Below are 20,424 nucleotides of genomic sequence, written 5' to 3' on the forward strand. Positions count from 1 at the left end.
GCGCCCATGAACCAGACCGTCTACAGCGGGGCCCTGCTGCTCGCCGTGCCCGTCGCCGTGCTCGGCGGCCTGGTGTCGTTCTTCTCCCCCTGCGTGCTGCCGCTGGTGCCCGGCTACCTCTCGTACGTCACCGGCGTCAGCGGCACCGACCTGGCGCAGGCCAGGCGCGGGCGGATGGCCGCGGGCGCGGCGCTCTTCGTGGTCGGCTTCACCGCCGTCTTCGTCTCGGGCGGTGCCCTCTTCGGGTACTTCGGCAGTACGCTCCGCGGCTACCAGGGCGTCTCGTCCAAGGTGCTCGGGGTGCTGATGATCGTCATGGGGACCTTCTTCATGGGGCTGATGCCCTGGCTCACCCAGCGCGAGTACCGCTTCCACACCCGTCCGGTGACCGGGCTCGCGGGCGCGCCGGTGCTCGGCGCGCTCTTCGCCATCGGCTGGACGCCCTGCCTCGGCCCGACCCTCACCTCCGTCAACATGCTCGCCGTGCAGCAGGCGAGCGCGGGACGGGGGGCCATACTGACGATCGCGTACTGCCTGGGCCTCGGCGTGCCGTTCGTCGTGGCGGCGGTCGCCTTCCGCAAGGCGCTCGGCGCCTTCGGCTGGGTCAAGCGCCACTATGCGTGGGTGATGCGCATCGGCGGCGGAATGATGATCGCAACCGGCCTGCTGCTGCTGACCGGTGCGTGGGACGGCATCGTGCAGCAGATGCAGGTCTGGTCCGACGGCTTCACGGTGGGGATCTGAACCATGAGCAAGTCCACGACGGACGCGACCGGGACGGCGAAGGGCACGCCCCGGCCGGAGGGCAGCGGTCAGGACGCGCCCCGGCCGGACGGCAGCGGTCAGGACACGCCCCGGCCCGACGGCAGCGGCACCGGCACCGGCACCGGCGCCGACGACAAGGATCTCGGCGCCGCGGGCTCCCAGCTCTCCACCGCCCCCCGCGAGGAGCTGCTGGTGAACCTGCCCGCGCTGGGTGTGATCGGGTGGGCCCGGTGGTTCTGGCGGCAGCTCACCTCGATGCGCGTCGCGCTCCTGCTCCTCCTGCTGCTCTCCCTCGCCGCCATCCCCGGCTCGCTGATCCCGCAGGACAGCAACGACCTGAAGGTCTCGGAGTTCAAGACCGCGCACACCACGCTCGCGCCGGTCTACGACAAGCTCGGGCTCTTCCACGTCTACAGCTCGGTGTGGTTCTCGGCGATCTACATCCTGCTGTTCATCTCGCTGATCGGCTGCATCGTGCCGCGCACCTGGCAGTTCGTGGGCCAGCTCCGCGGCCGTCCGCCGGGCGCGCCCAAACGGCTCGACCGGCTGCCCGCGTACAGCACGTGGCGCACCGCGGCCGGCCCCGACGAGGTGCGGCGGGCGGCGCTCGACGTGCTGCGGCGGCGCCGCTTCCGGGTGCACACCGTGCGGGGCGCGGTCGCCGCGGAGAAGGGCTACCTCCGCGAGACCGGCAACCTGATCTTCCACATCGCCCTGATCGTGCTGCTGGTCGCCTTCGCGTCCGGGCAGCTCTTCAAGTCCGAGGGCAGCAAGCTGGTCGTGGAGGGCGACGGCTTCGCCAACACGCTCACCCAGTACGACGACTTCAGCTCCGGCAACCTCTTCGACCCCGGCGACCTGCCCCCGTTCAGCTTCACCCTGGACAGGTTCGTCGGCACCTACGAGCGCTCGGGGCCCAACCGCGGCACGCCCCGCACCTACAAGGCGTTCGTCACCTACGACGAGGGCGTGGACGGCAAGCCGAAGAAGACCACGATCCAGGTCAACGAACCGCTGAAGATCGAAGGCTCCAACGTCTACCTCGTCAACCACGGCTTCGCCCCCGTGGTCACCATCCGCGACGGGCGCGGCAAGGTGGTCTTCCACCAGGCCGTGCCGCTGCTGCCGATCGACTCCAACGAGACCTCGTCCGGCGCGATCAAGGTGTTCGACGGCTACCGCAACGCCCAGGGCAAGCGGGAGCAGCTCGGCTTCAACGCGTTCTTCGTGCCGTCCTTCGCGGGCGCCGGCAAGGGCCAGATGTTCTCGACGTTCCCCGCCGCGGACAACCCGGTGCTGGCGCTCTCCGCGTACCACGGCGACCTCGGCGTGGACTCCGGGGTGCCGCAGAACGTCTACCAGCTCGACACCACCCACCTGACGAAGTTCAAGGACGCCAAGGGCGCGCTGCTGAAGCGGCGGCTCAAGCCGGGGCAGACCATGAAGCTGCCGAACGGCGCCGGGTCGATCACCTTCGACAGGAACCTGAGGCAGTGGGCCAGCTTCCAGATCACCCACGAGCCCGGCAGCGGCTGGGCGCTCGGCGGTGCCATCGCCGCCATCGCGGGCCTCGCCGGGTCGCTCTTCATCCAGCGGCGCCGCGTCTGGGTGCGGGCCACCGCCGGTCCCGACGGCCGGACGGTCGTGGAGATGGCGGGCCTCGGACGCAGTGAGTCCGCCCGGCTCCCGCAGGAACTCGGCGATCTGGCCGCCCTCGTCCACGACCGCGTCCCCACCGCTCGTGACGACGCCCCCGCGACCGGCACCTCCGCCTCCGACTCCGGCTCCGCCTCCGACCCGGACCCGGGCCCGGATCCGGAGCGTGCGCGGAACGCCGCCGACTCCGACCCCACCCCGAGCGCCGCCGACGCCGCGGGGACAGCCACCTCCGAACCGAATCCCCACGTCGCATCCGCCGAAGGGGCCACGAAGTGAACCAGCTCGCCGCCACCACCAACGAGAACCTGGCGCACACCAGCAATGTGCTGATCTACTCCGCGATCGCCGTCTACCTGCTGGCCTTCTTCGCCCATATGGGCGAGTGGCTGCTCGGCAGCCGCAGCAAGGTCGGCCGCACGGCCGCCGCGCTCACCGCGTCCGGCGCGGCGGGCGCGGCGGGCGGCGGCGCGGGCCGGGCCGCCGGGGGCCCACAGGTGCAGGTCAGGCAGCAGGGCGGCGGCACCGCCGTGCTGGACCGCCCCGAGGTGGTGACCCGCTCCTCGGCCGGCCGCCGGGACGTGCCGGACGGCCCCGGAGCGCACGGCGGCGACGCGCAGGGCGACATGTACGGCCGGATGGCCATCTCCTTCACGGTGCTCGCGTTCCTGGTGGAGGCGGGCGGCGTGCTCACCCGCGCGCTGTCCGTGCAGCGGGCGCCGTGGGGCAACATGTACGAGTTCAACATCACGTTCTCCACGGTCGCCGTCGCCGTCTACCTCGGGCTGCTGGCGCTGAAGAAGAACGTCCGCTGGATCGGCCTGCCGCTGGTCCTCACGGTCCTGCTCGACCTCGGCCTCGCCGTCACCGTCCTCTACACCGCCAGCGACCAGCTGGTGCCCGCCCTGCACTCGTACTGGCTGTGGATCCACGTGTCCACCGCCATCTTCTGCGGCGCCTGCTTCTACGTCGGCGCGGTCGCCACGCTGCTGTACCTGTTCCGGGACGGCTACGAGGCCAAGCTCGCGGCGGGCGGGCGGCCCGGCACGTTCGCCACGTCCGTGCTGGAGCGGCTGCCCGCGGCCGCCTCGCTCGACAAGCTCGCCTACCGGGTGAACGCGGCGGTCTTCCCGCTGTGGACGTTCACGATCATCGCGGGCGCCATCTGGGCCGGCGACGCGTGGGGCCACTACTGGGAGTGGGACCCCAAGGAGACCTGGTCGTTCATCACCTGGGTCGCCTACGCCTGTTACCTGCACGCCCGGGCCACCGCGGGCTGGAAGGGCCGCAAGGCCGCCATCCTCGCCCTGATCGCCTTCGGCTGCTGGCTCTTCAACTACTACGGCGTCAACATCTTCGTCTCCGGCAAGCACTCGTACGCCGGCGTCTGACGGCACGCGGCGGCCGCCGGCCGCTGTGTCGGGCCCGTCGGGGCCCGGGGGACCGCTACCCTGTGGGCCGTTCACCCGGGCCCGGGGGGCCCGACGTCTTCTGGGGGACCGGACCGAGATGCTCAGGTATGTGCCTTACCTGCTGGTGCTCGCACTGTGGATCTACGCCTTCATCGACTGCCTGACCACCCCCGAGGACCAGGTCAGGCACCTTCCGAAGGTGCTCTGGGTGCTCATCGTGCTGTTCTTCGGCGAGGTGCTGGTGGGGCCGGTCGCCTGGCTGATCGCCGGCAAGCGGCGCCGTCCGGCGCGGTGGCTGGCGCCGGACGACAACCCCGAGTTCCTGGCGTCCCTCAACGACCCCGACCGCCCCTGAACGCACGCCCCTTCCCCCCCGGGGCTCCGCCCCGGCCCAGGCAGGGGCGCGGGGAACGGCGCGCCCAGCCGCAACGAGACGGTCGGTTCGTCACCGTCCCAAGGGGGCAGCTTCAGTCGCGGTCGGGCCACCGGCGGGTGGGTGGTTGCTCGCGCAGTTCCCGGCGCCCCTTCCCCTCGGGGCTTCGCCCCGGCCCGGGCAGGGGCGCGTAGCGCCCGACAAGGGGCGCGGGGAACTGCGCGCTCAGCTCCGACGAGACGGTCGGTTCGTCACCGTCCCAGGGGGCGGTTCCTGTCGCGGTCGGGCCACCGGCCGGTGGGTGGTTGCTCGCGCAGTTCCCGGCGCCCCTTCCCCTCGGGGCTTCGCCCCGGCCCGGGCAGGGGCGCGTAGCGCCCGACAAGGGGCGCGGGGAACTGCGCGCTCAGCCCCGACGAGACGGTCGGTTCGTCACCGTCCCAAGGGGGCAGTCTCAGTCGCGGTCGGGCCACCGGCGGGTGGGTGGTTGCTCGCGCAGTTCCCCGCGCCCCCGGGGGGCACAGGGGCGGAGCCCCGGTCCGGACGGAGCCGTTCGCGGGGGACCGCGGGGCGACCTCAGGGGGCGCCGCCCCCTCAGCGATACTGGACCCCATGGCTTACGACGATCTCCGCTCGCTCCTGAGAGCCCTGGAGCGCGAAGGCGACCTCAAACGCATCAAGGCCGAGGTCGACCCCCACCTGGAGGTCGGGGAGATCGTCGACCGCGTCCAGAAGGCCAAGGGCCCGGCCCTCCTCTTCGAGAACGTCAAGGGCTCGGCCATGCCCCTGGCCATGAACGTCTACGGCACCGACCGCCGCCTCCTGAAGGCCCTCGGCCTGACGTCGTACGACGAGATCAGCGACCGGATCGGCGGCCTGCTCAAGCCCGAACTGCCGCACGGCTTCACGGGCGTGCGCGAGGCCTTCGGCAAGCTCGGCGCGATGGCGCACGTCCCGCCGAAGAAGGTGAAGCAGGGCGCCGCCCCCGTCCAGGAGGTGGAGCTGCACGGCGACGACGTCGACCTGAACCGGCTTCCCGCGCTGTTCACCTGGCCGAAGGACGGCGGCTCCTTCTTCAACCTGGGCCTGACGCACACCAAGGACCCCGAGACCGGCATCCGCAACCTCGGCCTGTACCGGCTCCAGCGGCACGACCGGCGCACCATCGGGATGCACTGGCAGATCCACAAGGACAGCCGCAACCACTACCAGACGGCCGCCCGGCGCGGCGAGAAGCTGCCCGTGGCGATCGCCTTCGGCTGCCCGCCCGCCGTGACCTACGCGGCGACGGCACCGCTGCCCGGCGACATCGACGAGTACCTGTTCGCCGGCTTCGTGCAGGGCAGACGGGTCGAGATGGTGGACTGCCGCACGGTGCCGCTCCAGGTGCCCGCGCAGGCCGAGGTCGTCCTGGAGGGCTGGCTGGAGCCCGGCACGATGCTCCCGGAGGGCCCGTTCGGGGACCACACCGGCTTCTACACACCGCAGGAGCCGTTCCCCGCGCTCACCATCGACTGCGTCACCATGAGGGAGAGGCCGCTGCTCCAGTCCACCGTGGTGGGCCGCCCGCCCATGGAGGACGGCCCGCTGGGCCGCGCCACGGAACGGTTCTTCCTGCCGCTGCTGAAGATCATCGTGCCGGACATCGTGGACTACCACCTCCCGGAGGCGGGCGGCTTCCACAACTGCGCCATCGTCTCGATCGACAAGAAGTATCCGAAACACGCCCAGAAGGTCATGCACGCGGTGTGGGGCGCGCACATGATGTCGTTGACGAAGCTGATCGTGGTCGTGGACGCCGACTGCGACGTGCACGATCTGCACGAGGTCGCCTGGCGCGCGCTCGGCAACACCGACTACGCCCGCGACCTGACCGTCGTCGAGGGCCCCGTCGACCACCTGGACCACGCCTCGTACCAGCAGTTCTGGGGCGGCAAGGCGGGCATCGACGCGACCAGGAAGCTGCCCGAGGAGGGCTACACGCGCGACGGGGGCTGGCCGGACATGGTGCTGTCCGACCCCGGGACGGCGGCGACCGTCGACCGCCGGTGGAGGGAGTACGGCTTGTGAGTGCCGTCGAAGGAGTCATCGGCGGGCAGGGTCCCGCCCAGCCGCACGGCAGGGTCCGGGCCTTTCTGCGCCTGGTGATGATCGAGCACTCGGTCTTCGCGCTGCCGTTCGCGTACATCGCCTCGCTGACCGCGATGTTCCGCCTGGACGGGAACATCCACTGGGGGCGGCTGCTGCTGGTGACGATCGCCATGGTGGGGCTGCGCACCTTCGCGATGGCCTGCAACCGGATCATCGACCGGGAGATCGACGCCCGCAACCCGCGCACCGCGGGGCGCGAGCTGGTCACCGGCGCGGTGAGCGTGCGCTCCGCGTGGACCGGCGCGCTGATCGCGGTGGCCGTCTTCCTGGGCGCCGCGGCCCTGCTCAACCCGCTCTGCCTGGCCCTCGCGCCGATCGCCGTGGTCCCGATGGTGGTGTATCCGTACGGCAAGCGGTTCACGAACTTCCCACACGCCATCCTCGGCCTCGCGCAGGCCATGGGGCCGATCGGCGCCTGGCTCGCGGTCACCGGCGCGTGGTCCTGGCCGGCGGTGCTGCTGGGGCTCGCGGTCGGCGTGTGGATCGGCGGCTTCGACCTGATCTTCGGCTGCCAGGACGTCCAGGCGGACCGTGCGCACGGCGTGATGTCGGTGCCGGCGCGCTTCGGCATCCCGGCCGCGCTGTACGGCGCCCGGGCCTGCCACGTCGTGACGATGGCCCTCTTCGTCTGGTACGGCATCGCGACGGACGTGGGCCTGTTCTTCTGGTTCGGCCTCCTGGTGGTCGCCGTCGCGTTCCTCTACGAGCACACGATCGTCCGCCCCCACGACCTGTCCCGCCTGAACAGGGCGTTCTTCACCGTCAACGGCTTCATCGGCATCGCCCTCTTCGTCTGCGCCCTACTGGACCTGCTGGTTCGGGGGCTGACCGTCTGAGGTCGCCCGGCCGGCCGGGCGACCCGTTCCGGCCCGGACGGCAACCCGTTCGAGCGACGGTGTGCGGACCTGCGGATGCGTACGGTTCGGGCATGGCAAGGTGGGCAGGGCGACCTGAGCCACGGTCTTCGCGGTGGCGCCGCTAGGCTCGACGCCGTGGAGCACGAGAGCGCGAGCGGGCGGACGGGGCCGGAGGAGGCCCCGGGGGTGTCGCGGGTGCCCTGGGTCGTGGGCGTCTCCGGCGCCTCCGGTACGCCGTACGCCGCCGCCGTGCTGCGCGCCCTGCTCGCCGCGGGCGAGAGCGTCGACCTGATCGTCTCCCGCGCCTCCCGGCTGACCGTGCTGGACGAGACCGGCATCGCGTTCCGTGACGCGCACTGGCGGGCCGACCTGGCGCAGTGGCTGGCCCGCGGCGCCGACGGCAGTCCGGACGCCTTCACCGGGGTGGACACCGCGCGGGTGCGGTACTGGGCCGCCGGCGACCTGGCGGCGGGGCCGTCCTCAGGCTCGTACCGCACCAAGGGCATGCTGGTCGTGCCCGCGTCCACGGCGTGCGTGGCAGGGGTCGCGCTCGGCCTGTCGAAGGACCTGCTGCAACGCGCGGCGAGCGTGACGCTCAAGGAGCGGCGGCGGCTGGTGGTCGCCGTCCGCGAGGCGCCCCTTGACGGGCGGACGCTGCGGCACCTGGTGGCCCTGGACGACGCGGGCGCGACCGTACTGCCCGCCTCACCGGCGTTCTACGCGGGCGCCACCCACATCCAGCACCTGGTGGACTTCGTCGCCGGCCGGGTGCTGGACGCCGTAGGGGTGGAGCACGGGTTGTACCGCCGCTGGGAGGGGGCGCTGGGCGGCGGCGCGGGCGGCGGTTGACGGGGCGTGCGCAGCCGCCCCGGGGCCCGCACCGGAGGACGGACCGCGCCCGGCGCGCGCCCGGCACGGAGGCTTGCGAGCACCCCCCGCGGAATGCGCCGGGCGGGCGCCCGTACCCTGCTGGAACCTCCGCACCACCGCGGGGAACTCCTTGGTTCGCAGGCTGCCGCCCCTGTGTGCCTTAGATTCTAGACGTAGAGATTCCGGCGGAACTGCGGAACCGGGACTGCGGAACGACGAGCGGGACTGCGGAACGTGAGCGGCACTGCAACGATGAAAGGCATTGGAGCTATGGACGCCGTGGACAGGCAGCTCATCCAGGCCCTGCGCGAGAACGGCAGGGCCTCCTACGCCGAACTCGGCCGTCTCGTCGGTCTCTCCGGCCCCAGCGTCACGGACCGCATCAACCGCCTGGAGGCGGCCGGCGTCATCACCGGCTACCGCGCCACGGTCGACTCCGCGTCCCTGGGCCTCGGCGTCACCGCCCTGATCGGCATCTCGCTCTCCGACGCGACCGACCACGAGGACGTCGCCCGGCGGCTTCGGGACCTCGGCGAGATCGAGGACTGCTGGTTCATCGCGGGCGACGACTCGTACATGCTCAAGGTCCGCGCGAACGACGTCGACGGCCTGGAGAAGACGATCAGGCGGCTCTCCGGGACGAAGGGCGTCTCCCGGACGCGGACGACGATCGTGCTCTCCACGAAGTGGGAGAACCGGGTGGGGGAGCTGCCCGAGGAGGTGTAGGGAGGCCTGGAGAGGTCTGGAGAGGTTTGGAGAGGCCTGGAGTGGTCTGGAGTGGTCTGGAGAGAGCCCTGGAGGACGTCCCGGAACGGGTCCGTGCCAGGCCCTCAGTGCCGGCTGCTGAGGCCAGCGACCACGGCCGGCAGTCGGCCCATGGCGTGGGCCACGCCGAGCCCGTCCATGTAGTCGCGGACATGGACGATCCGGCCGTTGCGGACGCGGATGACGAGCAGGCCGGGAAAGCTGAACGACCGGCCCGTGGTGGTCACGGTCCCGGTGACGACCTGCTCGACGATGATCACCTCCGGGTCGGTGCTCTCGTGCACGGCGACTTCCCTGATCTCCTGCGGCCGCGCCGGGCTCGCCCCCCAGGCCGCCCGGTAGCCCGCCCGGACCTCTTCGCGTCCCTCGTAACGCCCGGGCATGCCGGGGAAGAGAAACGGGAACTCGTGAACGGCCTCGGCCGCGTAGAGATCAGCCAGGTCGTCCGCGGACCTGTCGAGCATCGCCTGCCGGTAGCGTGCCAGGACGTCGTGAGGACCGGGAGTGGCCGAGGCTGTGTCCGGCATGGCGGCTGGGCTCCGTTCGGTCGGCGGGCCGCTGCGCTCCTGCGAGCGACGGGCCGGGGACTCGGGCGTGCGAACGCGACGAGGGCGGCCAAGACCCGGTGGTGACGCGGGATTTGGAGACTCCCTCTCGACGCTCTTGACGGCACTGTACCTCCGGGCGCCGGAGGACTGGGGCCGCGAAGGGTGCGTCGTGCGGGTTCCGGCGAACAGGGGTTGAACCCACCGGGAACACTTCCCGGCCGCCCACAACGCCGACCGGGCCGCCGGGGTCACACAGGTGCACCGATCCATTCACCTGACCCCGCCAGAGGACCCCACCATGCAGATTCGCCGCACACTGCCGGCCGCCGCCGTGGCCGCCGCGATCGTCCCGGCCGCGCTGCTGACCGCGACCGCCGCCCACGCCCACGGCGGATCACCGGCGAGCCCGTCCGCCCCTTCCGCGCCGGCGTCCCCGTCCGCGCCTTCCGCGCCGCCGACCGGCACCGCGCCGTCCGCCTCGGCACCCGGTACGACTCCGTCGGGCTCCGCCTCCCCCTCCACGCCGGGGTCCGCCTCGCCGACCGCCTCGCCCACCGCGACGCCGCCCCCCTGCAACAACGGCCCCTCCTCCATGGTCCACTTCGGCCTCAAGGGGCTGCCCCGCACGATCGAGGCCGGCGGCGGCTGGCACGCCTTCACCCTGACCGTCACCAACACCACCGGCACCGCGGTCGGCGACGTCGAGGCGTCGGTCACCGCCGACAACGGCAGCCCGAGCGAGAACGGGGACCTGTTCGAGCACGCCTGGCTGGAGTACTGGGACGCGGGCAAGGGCACGTGGCTGAGCCTGAAGGACGAGGGCAGGGACGAGTACCGCGAGACGGGCATCATCTACGGCTGGACCCATCTGGCGGCCCACGAGTCCGCCGTCCTGAAGTTCCGCATCAGGGTCGACGAGGAGGCAACGCCCGGCGACAGCGAAGCCGTCGGCGGCGGCACCTATGTGGACCCGGAGAAGCAGTGCACCGACGGCACGACCGTGACCGCCCACTTCGAGGTGCTGGCCCCCGGCGCGCAGGGCGGCGGCACCGGTGGCACCAGCGGCGGTTCCGGCACGGGGAACGGGACGCCGACTCCCACGCCGACCGCCGGCGCGACGGGCGGCGCGACCACCGGCGGCCCGGGTGCCGCCACATCGGGCTCCTCGGCTGGCGGAAGCCTCGCCGAGACCGGTTCGTCCTCCGCACTGCCCGCGATCGCCGCGGCGGGCGGCCTGGCCGTGCTGGCCGGCACGGGCACGGTGATCGCGGTGCGGCGGCGCAGGTGCGGTGCCCCCGCGGCGTGAGGCCGCGTGCGGCCTGTGGGACGCCTGCGTGAGGCCCCGCCTGAGGCCCGCGCGAGACCTGCGTGAGACCCCGCCAGAGGCCCGCGCGAGGCCTGAGTGAGACTCCGCCAGAGGCCCGCGTGAGGTCCGCGTGAGGCCGAACGGCACGCCGGGGCGGCGGCGCGCGGGCCTCGGTGACGGGCGGCGGCACTCGCTGGCGTACGGTGAACGGGGCCCGGGCCCCGCAGCAGGGGGGCGAGGGCGCCAAGGCGGCAAGGAACGGGCGGCAGGCACATGGAAGGCGGTCGGCGCATGGACGCGGGGCTGAGGCGCGAGCTGGAGAAGAAGGTCCGCGGCGGCGAGCGGCTGACCCGCGAGGACGGCCTCGCGCTCCACGCGTCGGACGACCTGGCCTGGCTCGGCGGCCTCGCCCACGAGGCCCGCACGCGACGGCACGGCGACGCGGGCCACTTCGTCGTCAGCCGCGGCCTCGCCCTCACGGGCGGCGCCCCGGACGTCGCCGCGGACGCGGTCCGGCGCGCGCAGGCCCTGGCGGCCGACGGCGTCACCGAGCTGCGCGTCGCGGGCGGCCTCCCCTGGGACGAGTACGTGACCGCGCTGCGGGCGCTGCGCGCGGGCCTGCCCGGCGTGGCCCTGAGGGCGGGCACGGCCGCGGACGTGCGGGGCGCCGAGCGGACGTCGGGGCGGCCCGCGTCGGAGCTGCTGGACGAGCTGGTCGCCGCGGGCGTGGACTCGTTCGCGGGCGACGCGGTGTCCTCCGGCGCGGTGGCCTCCGACGAGGCGGCCCCGGAGCGGCAGGCCGCCGCCGGCCTCCCCTGGGAGGACTGGTCGCGCATCCACCGCCTCGCCCACGCCAAGGGCCTGACGACGCCCTGCGCCCTGCCCTACGGCCACGGCGAGGAGCCCCGGCAGCTCGTCGAGCACCTTCTGCGGCTGCGCGCGCTCCAGGACGAGACCGGTGGTTTCCGGGTCCTCGCCCCGCTGGGCGGCACGGCCACCGGCGCCGAGATCCTGAAGACGTTCGCGGTCTGCCGCCTGCTGCTCGACGACGTCCCGCACGTGGCCGTCTGCTGGGCGACGCACGGCGAGCGCGCGGCGCTGCTCGCGCTCCAGCACGGGGCGGACGAGGTGGACGTGTCGTTCGCCCCCGACGGCGGCGAAGCTGCCGCGGCGCCCACCCGTGAGGACCTGCTGGACCTCGTCCGGGACGCCGGCTTCCGCCCGGTCGAGCGGGACGGCCGGTACGGGGTCGTACGGACGTACGAGGGGGCGGACCCCGGGCGCCGGGACGCACCGCAGCCGATGCGGGTCTGACAACCTCCGGGGATCATCCTTTCGTGCCGATACACGGCCATCGTGCACGAAGCAGCGCTCCGTATGCGCTTCGGCAGCCCCGACGTCGTAAGGGGACAACTGACCTATCTGGCCGAGACTTCAGAGCGGGACAACGTAACCATTCTGGTGGTCCCCTTTGACCATGGGGGCTTCCCCGGAGCTGGGCAGACCATCTGCTATGCGGAGGGAGCCGTGCCACAGCTGGATACGGTGCAGGTGGACAGCTCGCACGGGCCCGAGTTCCTCCATTCCGAGGGGCAGTTGGCGAAATACCGGGCACAACTCGACCTGTTGGAGGAAATGGCCCTGCCGCCGGAGCGGTCCCGCGACTTCATTCGTGAGATCGCACACGAACTCTGAGGAGTGCCCGATGCCCGAGATCACTTGGGAAGCCCCCTTCTGTGCCGAGGGAAGCTCCTGCTTCCGCATAGGTACCGATACCGAAGGCAATGCCTACATAGCCGTGAACGGCCAAGAAGACCACTACCTCACCGACTCCCTCGAAGCCCTGCGCACCCTGATCGCCGACATCAAAGCCGGCAAGGCCGACCATCTGCTGTGAGAACGGCCGGCCGCCGGCCCGGGGCGAGGCCGCAACCCCCTCGCCCCGGGTACGCCGGGTACGCCGGGGACCCCGGCACGATGGCCGACGAAGCCGTGGCGGCCCCTCACTCGTTGGTGTGGGATGGATGGAGCGACGCGCGGATTCCGCATGGAGGCCCGGTAGCGTTCGGCCTCCTGCGAGCCTTGCGGATCGCCCATGCAGGACGGGGACGGGAGGGAACGTGGTCTCGTGTTAGAGACGGGAGTCGTGACGGCGGTGGTGGGCTGGCTCTGCCGCCACGCCGTCCTACTGGCCGGCCGGACGCTGACCGGGTCGCTCTCCGTGCCGGCGGACGCCGAAGGGACCGTGGACGCGGTCGTCGACGCGGTGCTCCAGCGCCTCGCCGGGGACAGCGCGTGGGAGCGGCTGCAGCGGGAGGCGGCCGACCCGGAGCGTGCGGAGCCGTCGGAGCGGACCCGGCGACGGGTCGCGCTGGCCGTCGAGGAAGCCGTCGAGGCCGATCCCGAACTCGCCGCCGCCCTCACCGCCGCGCACGCGCGCTGGGCCGCAGCCATGCGCTCCGGCCCCGGCACGGTCACCGCCTCCGGAGGCGGGGTGGCCGCAGGCGCGGACGTCGCGGTCACGGCGAGCGGCGCCGGCGCCATCGCGGTGGGCGGCAGCGTCACGGGACCCATCACCAGCCACACCCCCACGGAACCCACGGCACCTGCGGCGCCCGCGGAAGCCCCCGCCCCCGCGGAGTCCGAGGGCGGGGGCACCGAATCCCCTCCCGGACCGGGCCCGCGCGCGAGCTGAGCGGTCACCCGGACGGCACGTCCAGCTCACCCCGGATCACGGCCGGCGGCGCCGCGTCGACGGCCGTCGGCCGTGACTTCCACCAGGAGACCCACCACCATCACTACGCGGCGCCACCGGCCGCCGCCCCCACCGTCCCCAGGCCGGGGGCCCGGGGCGGGGACGCCATGCCCCTGGACGTGGGCGACCGACTGGCGGGCAGGGTCCGCGAGCAGTGGGAGGAGGCCGCACGGCAACGCAAGCTGCTCCAGGAGATCCCCATCCGGTGGACCCGCACCCGGCGCCCGGTCGCCGGTGAGACGGTGGCACCGGGGGACCCCGGCCGGCCGCGCCTGGTCCGGCAGGTGCCGGGCGCGGCCGCACTCGGCGACGCCGCCGTGCGCGGGGGCGGCATCCCCGAACTCCTCGCCGTCTACAGCGGCGTGCCCTCCGGACGCCTCGTCGTGCTCGGCGCACCGGGCAGCGGCAAGTCCGACGCGGCGCTCCTCACCGTGCTGCGCGCCCTGGACCACCGCGACGCGCTGCGCGACGACACCGTCCGCGCCCGCTGGCCCGTCCCCGTCCTGCTGAGCATCGTCGGCTGGGACGGCCACCGGCTCACCGACTGGCTCGCCGCCCGGCTCGACGACGACTACCGCCTCGGCCGTGAGCAGGCCGAGACCCTGGTCGAAGCCGGCTGGATCTCGCTGTTCCTCGACAGCTTCGACGAGATGGCGGGCGATCTGCGCATGGCCGCGCTCCGCGAGATCGACCGCGCCGCCTACCGTGTGGTGATCTTCTCCCGCCCCGGCGAGTTCGAGGCGGCCGTCGCCGACGGCCATCTCGTCGGCGCCGTCGCCCTGGAGCTGTCGCCGGTGCCGACGGACGTGGCCGTCGCCTTCCTGCGGACCCTGCCCGCGCTCGCCCCCCGGCAACGGCTGATCAAGCACCTGAAGGAGAAGCCGGACAGCACGGTCTCCCAGGCCCTCACCACGCCGCTGACGCTCACGCTGATACGCGACGCCTTCCCGCCGCGCCACATCGCCGACCTGGACGACATGCTCGCCCGCCGGTTCGCGTCCCGGCACGACGTCGAGAGGTACCTGCTCGGCCGGCTGGTGACGATCCGCTACCGGCAGCGGTCGCCGGGGTCCCGGCCGGCGTACGAGCCATGGCAGGCCGAGCGCTGGCTCGGGTACGTGGCCGCCCGGATGACCAGGCAGGAGACCTACGAGGAGGACGGCCGGCCGTCCGACGTGCGGACGTACAGTCTCGACTGGCGGCGACTGCACCACTGGGCGTCCCCCTGGCCCCGTATCGCGATGACCGTCCTGCTGGGCCTGCTCGTGTCCGTGCCGGGGTGCGCGCTGGACTTCGGGCTCGGCAAGGACACGCTGCTCATGCTGGAAGGCGTGGGGGGCGGGGCGCTGGCCGGGGCGATCCTCGGCGTCGTGTTCGGGGCGGCGGCCGGGGCCATCGCGGAACTGCGCGATCCGGTGCCGCGCTGGCGCAGGCGGCTGAACGTCGGGAACGGCTCCCGCCGGGGCCGCCTCCACCCGGGGGCCGGTGCCCTGGTCGGGCTGCCGACCGTGTTCAACTGCGCCCCGCACGATCCCGTCAGCTGGGCGAGGGCGATCGTCATCGGCCTGGCGACCGGCACCATGGCCTCCGTCGCCGCGGCCCGCCTCTCGGCGGCGCCGGGCTGGACCGGCTGGGCACGGTGGAAGGGCCTGCTCTCCTGGCCGGTACTGGCCGCCGCGGGCCTCGGCGCTCTGGGCACGGGGCTGACCCAGCAGGACGACTGGGGGTCGGTCGTCGCGGCCTGCATGGCGGGCTACGTCATCGTGATCGTGGTGGCCGCGCGGCCCGCCTCCCTCGCGGACCCGGTGACCGATCCGTTCACCTCCTGGCGGCAGGACCGCACGTTCACGGCGGTGTCGGGCGTGGTCTTCGGTCTCTGCGTCGCGCTGGCCGTCGCCCTGGACAACATGCGGCGCGGCGCACCGGGCGTCGGCTGGGGCACCGTCCCGTTCGTCGTGCTCGGTGCCGGCCTGCCGCTGAGCTTCGCCGGGGCGATCACGGTCTCCGACCAGTGGCGGACCAGCCTGGTCTTCATCCAGCTGTGGCTGCGCGGCGACTTCCCGCTGCGGGGCATGCGCTTCCTCAAGGACGCCTACGACCACCGCATCTTCCGGGCGGAGGGCGCCCGGTACCAGTTCCGGCACGCCCTGCTGCAGGACGAGCTCGCCAGGGGGCGGGAGGGCGCGGCGCGCCCATGAGGCGTCCCGAGAGGTGAGACGGGGCGTTCCGGGGGTACCCGCCGGTGCATGGCTGATGGGGACGTGCCGGAGGAGGCGTACGACGCCGAACCCTTCGTACCCGGGCGCGGCGGGATCGCCGCACTGCGCAGGGCAGCCGCGGACTGCCGCGGCTGCCCGCTGCACCGCGACGCCATCCAGACCGTCTTCGGCGAGGGCGACACGAACGCCCGCGTGATGCTCGTCGGCGAGCAGCCCGGGGACCAGGAGGACCGGCAGGGCAAGCCCTTCGTGGGCCCGGCCGGCCACGTGCTCGACCGCGCCCTGGACGCCGCGGGCATCGACCCGGGCCGCACCTACGTCACGAACGCCGTCAAGCACTTCAAGTTCAGCCGCGACCCCGCGCACGGCAAGCGCCGCATCCACAAGCCGCCGACCCTGCGGGAGATGGGGGCGTGCGGGCCCTGGCTCGCCGCCGAGCTGGCCCTCGTCGAGCCGGAGGTCCTGGTCGTGCTCGGCGCGACCGCGGGCAAGGCGCTGCTGGGGTCGTCGTTCCGGGTGACCAAGCAGCGCGGCGCCCTCCTGGAGGAGGAGATCCACGGTCGCACGGAGCGGCTGGTCGCCACCATCCACCCCTCCGCCGTGCTCCGCGCGGACAAGGAGGACCGGGAGGCGGCCTTCGGCGGCCTGGTCTCCGACCTGGAGGTGGCGGCGCGGGCGCTGGGGTGACGCCCGGGGCGGTGGGCGGTGCGCTGACGCCCGGGGCGGGGCGGTGGGCGGTGCGCTGACGATTCCGTGACCGGCGCCGTGGGCGGCCGGGTGTGTCCGGGTGCCGTGGGCACGCGGCGCGCACCCGCCGCCGGGCCTGTCGTACTCGCGTGCTTCACTGGACGGGCAGGACCGATGCAAAGGTATGGCCCGATCCGGACCATTCGGAACGGGACGGACCGGATCGGAACGGATCGGAACGGGATACTCCGGAACGGAAGTCGGATTGACATGCTCCGCTACACGCTGATGCGCCTGGGGATCTTCGCGGGCTGCTTCCTGGTCATCTGGGGCCTCGTCGCGGCCCGTGTCCTCCCGCGCGGCCTGGGTGGTTCCAACTACCTGTGGGTCGCCCTGCTCGCCCTGGTGATCTCCGCCCCCGTCAGCTTCGTGGTGCTGCGCAAGGAGCGGGACCGGGCCTCCGAGTACATCGTGGCCCGGGTGGACCGCGCCAAGGCCAATTTCGAACGCAGCGCCAGCCAGGAGGACGCCGCCGACGACGCGGCCCGCGCGCAGGGCGCGCAGGGCCAGGCGGGCTGAACCCCGGCTCGGGGCCCGTTGCGGGCCCCGGCACCCGGCACCTGGCACTCGGCACCCGGCACCCGCGGGGGCGTGGGGAACTGCGTGACCGGCCCCGACGGGACCCGCGCGTCGTCACCGGGCCAAGAGGTCTCTTTCCGTCGTCATCGGGCCAAGGGGCCTCTTTCCGTCGTTTCCGTCGTGGCCGGACCACCGGCCGGTGGGTGGTTGCCCGCGCCCACACGGCGGAGCTTCCTCCACTGCCTCGAAGGCGTCGGAGGTGCCCCGTGAACGTCCTCCGGATCGTCTTCCTTGCAACTGTGGCCGGCGTTGGCCGTTAACGCCTTCAGGCGACTCCGCCCGCGTCAGCGGTTCTCAGCGGTCTTCAGCGGTCTTCAGCGGTCTTCAGCGGTCTTCAGCGGTCTTCAGCGGTCTTCAGCGGTCCTCAGCGGACCGCCGGCGGGCACGCGTGCGCCAGGGCACGACAGGCGTCGATCCCGCGCTGGATGCCCGCCCGCCAGATCTCACCGGTGGTGGTGACGCGAGAGGTGAGCTGGCGGTACGTCTCCAGGGCGCTCTCCTGCCCCGCGGGCGCCCAGTCGCGACGTGGCATGACCTGTGGGTGCCGGTCCCGCCAGTCGTGGAGGGCCGCGATGGCGTCGACGGACGTGTGCCAGCAGGCGGCCCGGACCTGGTGCGCCAGGTCGGACGGAAGCCGTACGGACAGCTTTTCGGGAAAGCCTCCCTCCTGCGAACCCGGCCACCGTCCCGGGCCCCTGGCCTCTTCCGGATAATCCGGCCAGGAACGGTCCCAGCCGCGCGCCCGCAGTTCGCACCGGACACCGAGAGCCGCCAACCGGTCGATCGAGTCCAGGAGTTCCCCGCGCTCACGGACCCTGGACAGTTCAAGACGCCGTGCGGCGCGTACGGCTGCGGCCTCGCGGTGACCGAGCCCGGCCGGATTCCACCGTTCGTCATCTGCCAGTTCCTTGCACCGGAATTTCTCATGTCGCAGCAACTGATGCAGCTTCACCCGAGTGCCGTACGGCAAGCGCACGGTCACAGGCACGGTTCCCTGTGTCTGCACGACGCTCATTATGGCGAATTTAGCTTGCAACTAATGCTTGGTTAAAAAGTGTACGAGAAGCAGAATTGTTTCGGCGTGCGGGTCCTCTGCGGTGGGTTCCACGATGTGAAGGTGCTCGGCCTTCATGGGCCGGCACCCGATCCACCGGGAAGAGAGGAGAAGAGGATGACAGCACGTCCTTTGATCAGGGAAGAGCGGCTGGCGCATCTGACCTCGGCCGCCGCGGGGGCACAGTGGGGATTGTTCGCGGCCGACTCGGACGTGCGCTTGCCGGAGGTGATCGAGGCAGCCGCTGGGCACGCAGGGATCACCGCTCAAGACATCTCCAGGATGGACGCCACAGGGATGGAGTTCCACGCCGCCTTCGAAAACCCGGTGACGGATACGGTCACCGATGAGAGGGTGGCGGCTTTCGACATGACCATGCTCGCGACCGACGTGGGGGGTGACGATGGAGATCGTGTGGCCCTCCTGGGCCTCAGCACCACCACCTACGCTGCGATAGGAGCCCCCGCCCGGCCCCCGACGAGGGCGGTGAGGGTCCTCATGCAGAGCCGGGGAACCTGGGAAAACGCCACCGAATACCAGCTCGAAATCGAGACGAGAGGGCTCGAAGAAGTAGACGGCGTCTGGGACGCTTTCAGGGGGTGTATCCGTGGCTGCAGCGGCCCCTGCCTGGCGGCGCTGCCGGGCTGCCTCGCCGCAGCCCCGACGCTGGTCGGGGCCGTGGCCTGCCTCGCGGTTGCGTGTGGTGCCTGCGCGGCCAAGTGCGCTGCCTGCGCCCTGTGCGACTGCGGCATCTTCTGCCGCTGGGCCGTCGGATGCTGCCACCAGTGACGGGAGACGTGACGTGAATGCCGTCATCCACTGGCTGGCCATGCCGGTCGAACAGCAAGCGGGAACACAGCCGTCGCTGAAATACGACGCACCCAACGCGGTCGTCGTCCAGGGCCTTGACACCGCGTACGTGGGGCTCGCCGACGACGAGGTCGCCCAACGGCTCCTCGCGCACCCGGACGTCGAGATCCTGAGCGCGGAGGAAAGAAGGCTCATGGAGCCCCTTCCGGGATTGCCGGTCACCTGGGAGAGGCTCGAAAGCCAGATCCCTTCGCTCGGCAAGGGCCACCGGCGGAAAGGTGCGGTCGGTCTTGGCGACGTGATATCGGCGCTCACGCGCCGGGCACGCATCCCCGAGTGCGGAGGCTGTGCCCGGCGGCGTACGGGGCTCAACCGCATAACCGTCTGGGGCTGGTGGCGCGCCGGAAAGGTGCAGCCGCAGCCCGGAGGGTGAGCCACGGCGAACGGCGTCTCGCTCGGTCAGAGGGAGGCGCCGACTCCGTTCCGAAGGCCGACCCGCCGCGACCGGCGCGGTGCTCGGCCGGCGGAAGGCGCCGTTCCGTCCTCACGTCAACGACGATAGGAGTACCACCATGTCCGTCAACGAAGGTGAGCAGATCCCCGTCGACAGAGTCCTGACTGCCGAGGAGGGAATCGCGTTCAAACAACGACAAGCAGGTCTCCTGGCGGTGCGGCAGTGGCGCTGGTTCGGCACGTACGCCAATGGCGTCGCCGCCGCCGAGGTGGCGAACCGCAACCCGGCCCAGGGTCCCGGAGAAGTCGTCTTCTCCGCTGGCGGGGGCACGATCTCCGTGTGGCTCTACCTCTGATCCGGGTGGGGCACAATGGTGGCGGGCCTCGGCCCGCCACCAATTCGTGCATGACAAAGAAGGCTCCCGCTGTTCCGCCGCCCTGCGGCCGTGTTTATGTGAACCATTGACGAGCACTCCCTTTCCAAGTATTCGCGCCATTGATGGGCGGCCAATGAAGGACGGATTTCGGAAGGCGGAGAGATCGCGGTGGGAGCGTGTGTGTACGCATTCCGTACCGTGGCGTGAGTGCTATTCGCCGTGCGTCCCGCGCACGCCGCCCGGTGGCCGTGAGAACCGCGCCGGTGATCAGCTGCGTTGAGGGGGAGAGACGGCGCGGCAGAAGGAGAATCCTCGTTCCCTCTCCCGATCCGGGCGGTACTCGATGCGCCGGGCCGAGAGCGGAGAAGCCGTGGACGCCGGCCATCGCCCGGTATCCCGCGACGCCCCGTGGCCGGGTGGGTACAGCCCCACTCGTTCGCATCTCCGGTTCGGGCGTCGGTGGCGCGCGGGTCGGCGGCATGCCTCGTCGGTTGGGCGGCGGAGGTGGGGCGGAGGGTGGGGCGGAGGCGAAGCCGGTACCGATGGTGGTGCCCCTAGACTGGGGGAGATCTAGGACAAAGCGTTCGTTTCTCGTCCTGGCCGTCTCCACGCGGCGTCGCCGTACCGGAACGCTCCGTTCTGGGAGGTTCGCCGGAGCGGTGCTGCCGGGATGAGTCTCCGGATCGGGGAGGAGCGGGCCGGTGCCCGTGCTTCCGGAGGGTGAAGCGGA

21 protein-coding genes and 1 pseudogene are annotated in these 20,424 nt (G+C 72.3%); 19 read left to right on the forward strand and 3 right to left on the reverse strand.

Translation table 11 applies throughout. The features are described from left to right. Window positions 1–6 precede the first annotated feature (6 nt). The 8 genes from ACSMXW_RS21045 (at window position 7) to ACSMXW_RS21080 (ending at window position 8,807) form a co-directional block, all read left to right on the forward strand. Window positions 7–744, forward strand: coding sequence for a cytochrome c biogenesis CcdA family protein (locus ACSMXW_RS21045; protein ID WP_485798321.1), 738 nt, complete (start codon window positions 7–9; stop codon window positions 742–744). 3 nt (window positions 745–747) lie between these two features. Next, window positions 748–2,700: a cytochrome c biogenesis protein ResB gene (gene resB / locus ACSMXW_RS21050; RefSeq protein WP_485798323.1), complete on the forward strand. Its 1,953-nt coding sequence runs from the start codon at window positions 748–750 to the stop codon at window positions 2,698–2,700. Beyond that, a complete protein-coding gene (ccsB, locus tag ACSMXW_RS21055; protein WP_485798324.1) occupies window positions 2,697–3,812 on the forward strand; it encodes a c-type cytochrome biogenesis protein CcsB in 1,116 nt (371 codons plus the stop codon). Before resB ends, ccsB begins: the two co-directional genes overlap by 4 nt. 118 nt (window positions 3,813–3,930) lie before the next feature. Then, window positions 3,931–4,188: a PLD nuclease N-terminal domain-containing protein gene (locus tag ACSMXW_RS21060; protein ID WP_485798326.1), complete on the forward strand. Its 258-nt coding sequence runs from the start codon at window positions 3,931–3,933 to the stop codon at window positions 4,186–4,188. 627 nt (window positions 4,189–4,815) lie between these two features. After that, window positions 4,816–6,273 carry a menaquinone biosynthesis decarboxylase gene (locus tag ACSMXW_RS21065; protein ID WP_485798327.1) on the forward strand — a complete coding sequence of 486 codons (1,458 nt, stop codon included), beginning with the start codon at window positions 4,816–4,818 and terminating at the stop codon, window positions 6,271–6,273. Between the two features lie 77 nt (window positions 6,274–6,350). Then, on the forward strand, window positions 6,351–7,190 hold the full coding sequence (gene mqnP / locus ACSMXW_RS21070) for a menaquinone biosynthesis prenyltransferase MqnP (RefSeq protein WP_485808185.1): 840 nt from the start codon (window positions 6,351–6,353) through the stop codon (window positions 7,188–7,190). Window positions 7,191–7,406: 216 nt separating this feature from the next. Further along, window positions 7,407–8,060 (forward strand): UbiX family flavin prenyltransferase, encoded by a 654-nt coding sequence (locus ACSMXW_RS21075; RefSeq protein ID WP_485808186.1) that lies wholly within the window; start codon window positions 7,407–7,409, stop codon window positions 8,058–8,060. Between the two features lie 291 nt (window positions 8,061–8,351). After that, entirely contained in the window at window positions 8,352–8,807 is a 456-nt protein-coding gene (locus tag ACSMXW_RS21080; protein ID WP_485798329.1) for an Lrp/AsnC family transcriptional regulator, read from the forward strand. A 104-nt stretch (window positions 8,808–8,911) separates the two neighbouring features. Here ACSMXW_RS21080 and ACSMXW_RS21085 read toward each other — a convergent pair whose 3' ends face one another. Together ACSMXW_RS21085 and ACSMXW_RS21090 are read right to left on the reverse strand one after the other, a co-directional pair. Continuing rightward, window positions 8,912–9,373: a nuclear transport factor 2 family protein gene (locus ACSMXW_RS21085; RefSeq protein WP_485798331.1), complete on the reverse strand. Its 462-nt coding sequence runs from the start codon at window positions 9,371–9,373 to the stop codon at window positions 8,912–8,914. A gap of 291 nt (window positions 9,374–9,664) precedes the next feature. After that, window positions 9,665–9,973, reverse strand: coding sequence for a hypothetical protein (locus ACSMXW_RS21090; RefSeq protein ID WP_485798333.1), 309 nt, complete (start codon window positions 9,971–9,973; stop codon window positions 9,665–9,667). 13 nt (window positions 9,974–9,986) lie between these two features. Here ACSMXW_RS21090 and ACSMXW_RS21095 point away from each other — a divergent pair, with 13 nt between their 5' ends. From ACSMXW_RS21095 to ACSMXW_RS21130, 8 genes and pseudogenes are all read left to right on the forward strand, one after another. Next, window positions 9,987–10,700, forward strand: a complete 714-nt coding sequence (locus tag ACSMXW_RS21095) for an LAETG motif-containing sortase-dependent surface protein (RefSeq protein ID WP_485798335.1) — start codon at window positions 9,987–9,989, stop codon at window positions 10,698–10,700. A 291-nt stretch (window positions 10,701–10,991) separates the two neighbouring features. Next, window positions 10,992–12,014: an aminofutalosine synthase MqnE gene (locus ACSMXW_RS21100; RefSeq protein ID WP_485798337.1), complete on the forward strand. Its 1,023-nt coding sequence runs from the start codon at window positions 10,992–10,994 to the stop codon at window positions 12,012–12,014. A 30-nt stretch (window positions 12,015–12,044) separates the two neighbouring features. Continuing rightward, a pseudogene (locus ACSMXW_RS21105) lies at window positions 12,045–12,395 on the forward strand (DUF5753 domain-containing protein); the annotation flags it as partial. A 10-nt stretch (window positions 12,396–12,405) separates the two neighbouring features. Beyond that, entirely contained in the window at window positions 12,406–12,597 is a 192-nt protein-coding gene (locus ACSMXW_RS21110; protein WP_485798339.1) for a hypothetical protein, read from the forward strand. Between the two features lie 231 nt (window positions 12,598–12,828). Next, complete coding sequence (locus ACSMXW_RS21115; protein WP_485798340.1) at window positions 12,829–13,395, forward strand: hypothetical protein; 567 nt, start codon at window positions 12,829–12,831, stop codon at window positions 13,393–13,395. A 167-nt stretch (window positions 13,396–13,562) separates the two neighbouring features. Continuing rightward, on the forward strand, window positions 13,563–15,653 hold the full coding sequence (locus tag ACSMXW_RS21120; protein ID WP_485798342.1) for a hypothetical protein: 2,091 nt from the start codon (window positions 13,563–13,565) through the stop codon (window positions 15,651–15,653). A 48-nt stretch (window positions 15,654–15,701) separates the two neighbouring features. Continuing rightward, window positions 15,702–16,361 carry a UdgX family uracil-DNA binding protein gene (locus ACSMXW_RS21125; RefSeq protein WP_485798343.1) on the forward strand — a complete coding sequence of 220 codons (660 nt, stop codon included), beginning with the start codon at window positions 15,702–15,704 and terminating at the stop codon, window positions 16,359–16,361. A 270-nt stretch (window positions 16,362–16,631) separates the two neighbouring features. Beyond that, complete coding sequence (locus ACSMXW_RS21130) at window positions 16,632–16,940, forward strand: DUF4229 domain-containing protein (protein WP_485798345.1); 309 nt, start codon at window positions 16,632–16,634, stop codon at window positions 16,938–16,940. Between the two features lie 424 nt (window positions 16,941–17,364). Here the strand turns inward: ACSMXW_RS21130 and ACSMXW_RS21135 are convergent, their stop codons facing one another. Continuing rightward, complete coding sequence (locus ACSMXW_RS21135) at window positions 17,365–17,982, reverse strand: hypothetical protein (RefSeq protein WP_485798347.1); 618 nt, start codon at window positions 17,980–17,982, stop codon at window positions 17,365–17,367. A 72-nt stretch (window positions 17,983–18,054) separates the two neighbouring features. Here ACSMXW_RS21135 and ACSMXW_RS21140 point away from each other — a divergent pair, with 72 nt between their 5' ends. From ACSMXW_RS21140 to ACSMXW_RS21150, 3 genes are all read left to right on the forward strand, one after another. After that, a complete protein-coding gene (locus tag ACSMXW_RS21140) occupies window positions 18,055–18,843 on the forward strand; it encodes a hypothetical protein (protein WP_485798348.1) in 789 nt (262 codons plus the stop codon). A gap of 13 nt (window positions 18,844–18,856) precedes the next feature. After that, window positions 18,857–19,297: a hypothetical protein gene (locus ACSMXW_RS21145; protein ID WP_485798349.1), complete on the forward strand. Its 441-nt coding sequence runs from the start codon at window positions 18,857–18,859 to the stop codon at window positions 19,295–19,297. 139 nt (window positions 19,298–19,436) lie between these two features. Then, a complete protein-coding gene (locus tag ACSMXW_RS21150; RefSeq protein ID WP_485798350.1) occupies window positions 19,437–19,673 on the forward strand; it encodes a hypothetical protein in 237 nt (78 codons plus the stop codon). The last annotated feature ends 751 nt before the right edge of the window (window positions 19,674–20,424 follow it).

This window comes from Streptomyces sp. DSM 116793, from assembly GCF_057320905.1.

Coding starts and splice junctions, on each gene's coding strand:
- ACSMXW_RS21120 (WP_485798342.1), top strand. CDS start 13,563: ATGCCCCTGGACGTGGGCGACCGACTGGCGGGCAGGGTCCGCGAGCAG.
- ACSMXW_RS21100 (WP_485798337.1), top strand. CDS start 10,992: ATGGACGCGGGGCTGAGGCGCGAGCTGGAGAAGAAGGTCCGCGGCGGC.
- ACSMXW_RS21130 (WP_485798345.1), top strand. CDS start 16,632: ATGCTCCGCTACACGCTGATGCGCCTGGGGATCTTCGCGGGCTGCTTC.
- ACSMXW_RS21065 (WP_485798327.1), top strand. CDS start 4,816: ATGGCTTACGACGATCTCCGCTCGCTCCTGAGAGCCCTGGAGCGCGAA.
- resB (WP_485798323.1), top strand. CDS start 748: ATGAGCAAGTCCACGACGGACGCGACCGGGACGGCGAAGGGCACGCCC.
- ACSMXW_RS21110 (WP_485798339.1), top strand. CDS start 12,406: ATGCCCGAGATCACTTGGGAAGCCCCCTTCTGTGCCGAGGGAAGCTCC.
- ACSMXW_RS21095 (WP_485798335.1), top strand. CDS start 9,987: ATGGTCCACTTCGGCCTCAAGGGGCTGCCCCGCACGATCGAGGCCGGC.
- ACSMXW_RS21080 (WP_485798329.1), top strand. CDS start 8,352: ATGGACGCCGTGGACAGGCAGCTCATCCAGGCCCTGCGCGAGAACGGC.
- ACSMXW_RS21085 (WP_485798331.1), bottom strand. CDS start 9,373: ATGCCGGACACAGCCTCGGCCACTCCCGGTCCTCACGACGTCCTGGCA.
- mqnP (WP_485808185.1), top strand. CDS start 6,351: ATGATCGAGCACTCGGTCTTCGCGCTGCCGTTCGCGTACATCGCCTCG.
- ACSMXW_RS21045 (WP_485798321.1), top strand. CDS start 7: ATGAACCAGACCGTCTACAGCGGGGCCCTGCTGCTCGCCGTGCCCGTC.
- ACSMXW_RS21150 (WP_485798350.1), top strand. CDS start 19,437: ATGTCCGTCAACGAAGGTGAGCAGATCCCCGTCGACAGAGTCCTGACT.
- ACSMXW_RS21060 (WP_485798326.1), top strand. CDS start 3,931: ATGCTCAGGTATGTGCCTTACCTGCTGGTGCTCGCACTGTGGATCTAC.
- ACSMXW_RS21125 (WP_485798343.1), top strand. CDS start 15,702: ATGGCTGATGGGGACGTGCCGGAGGAGGCGTACGACGCCGAACCCTTC.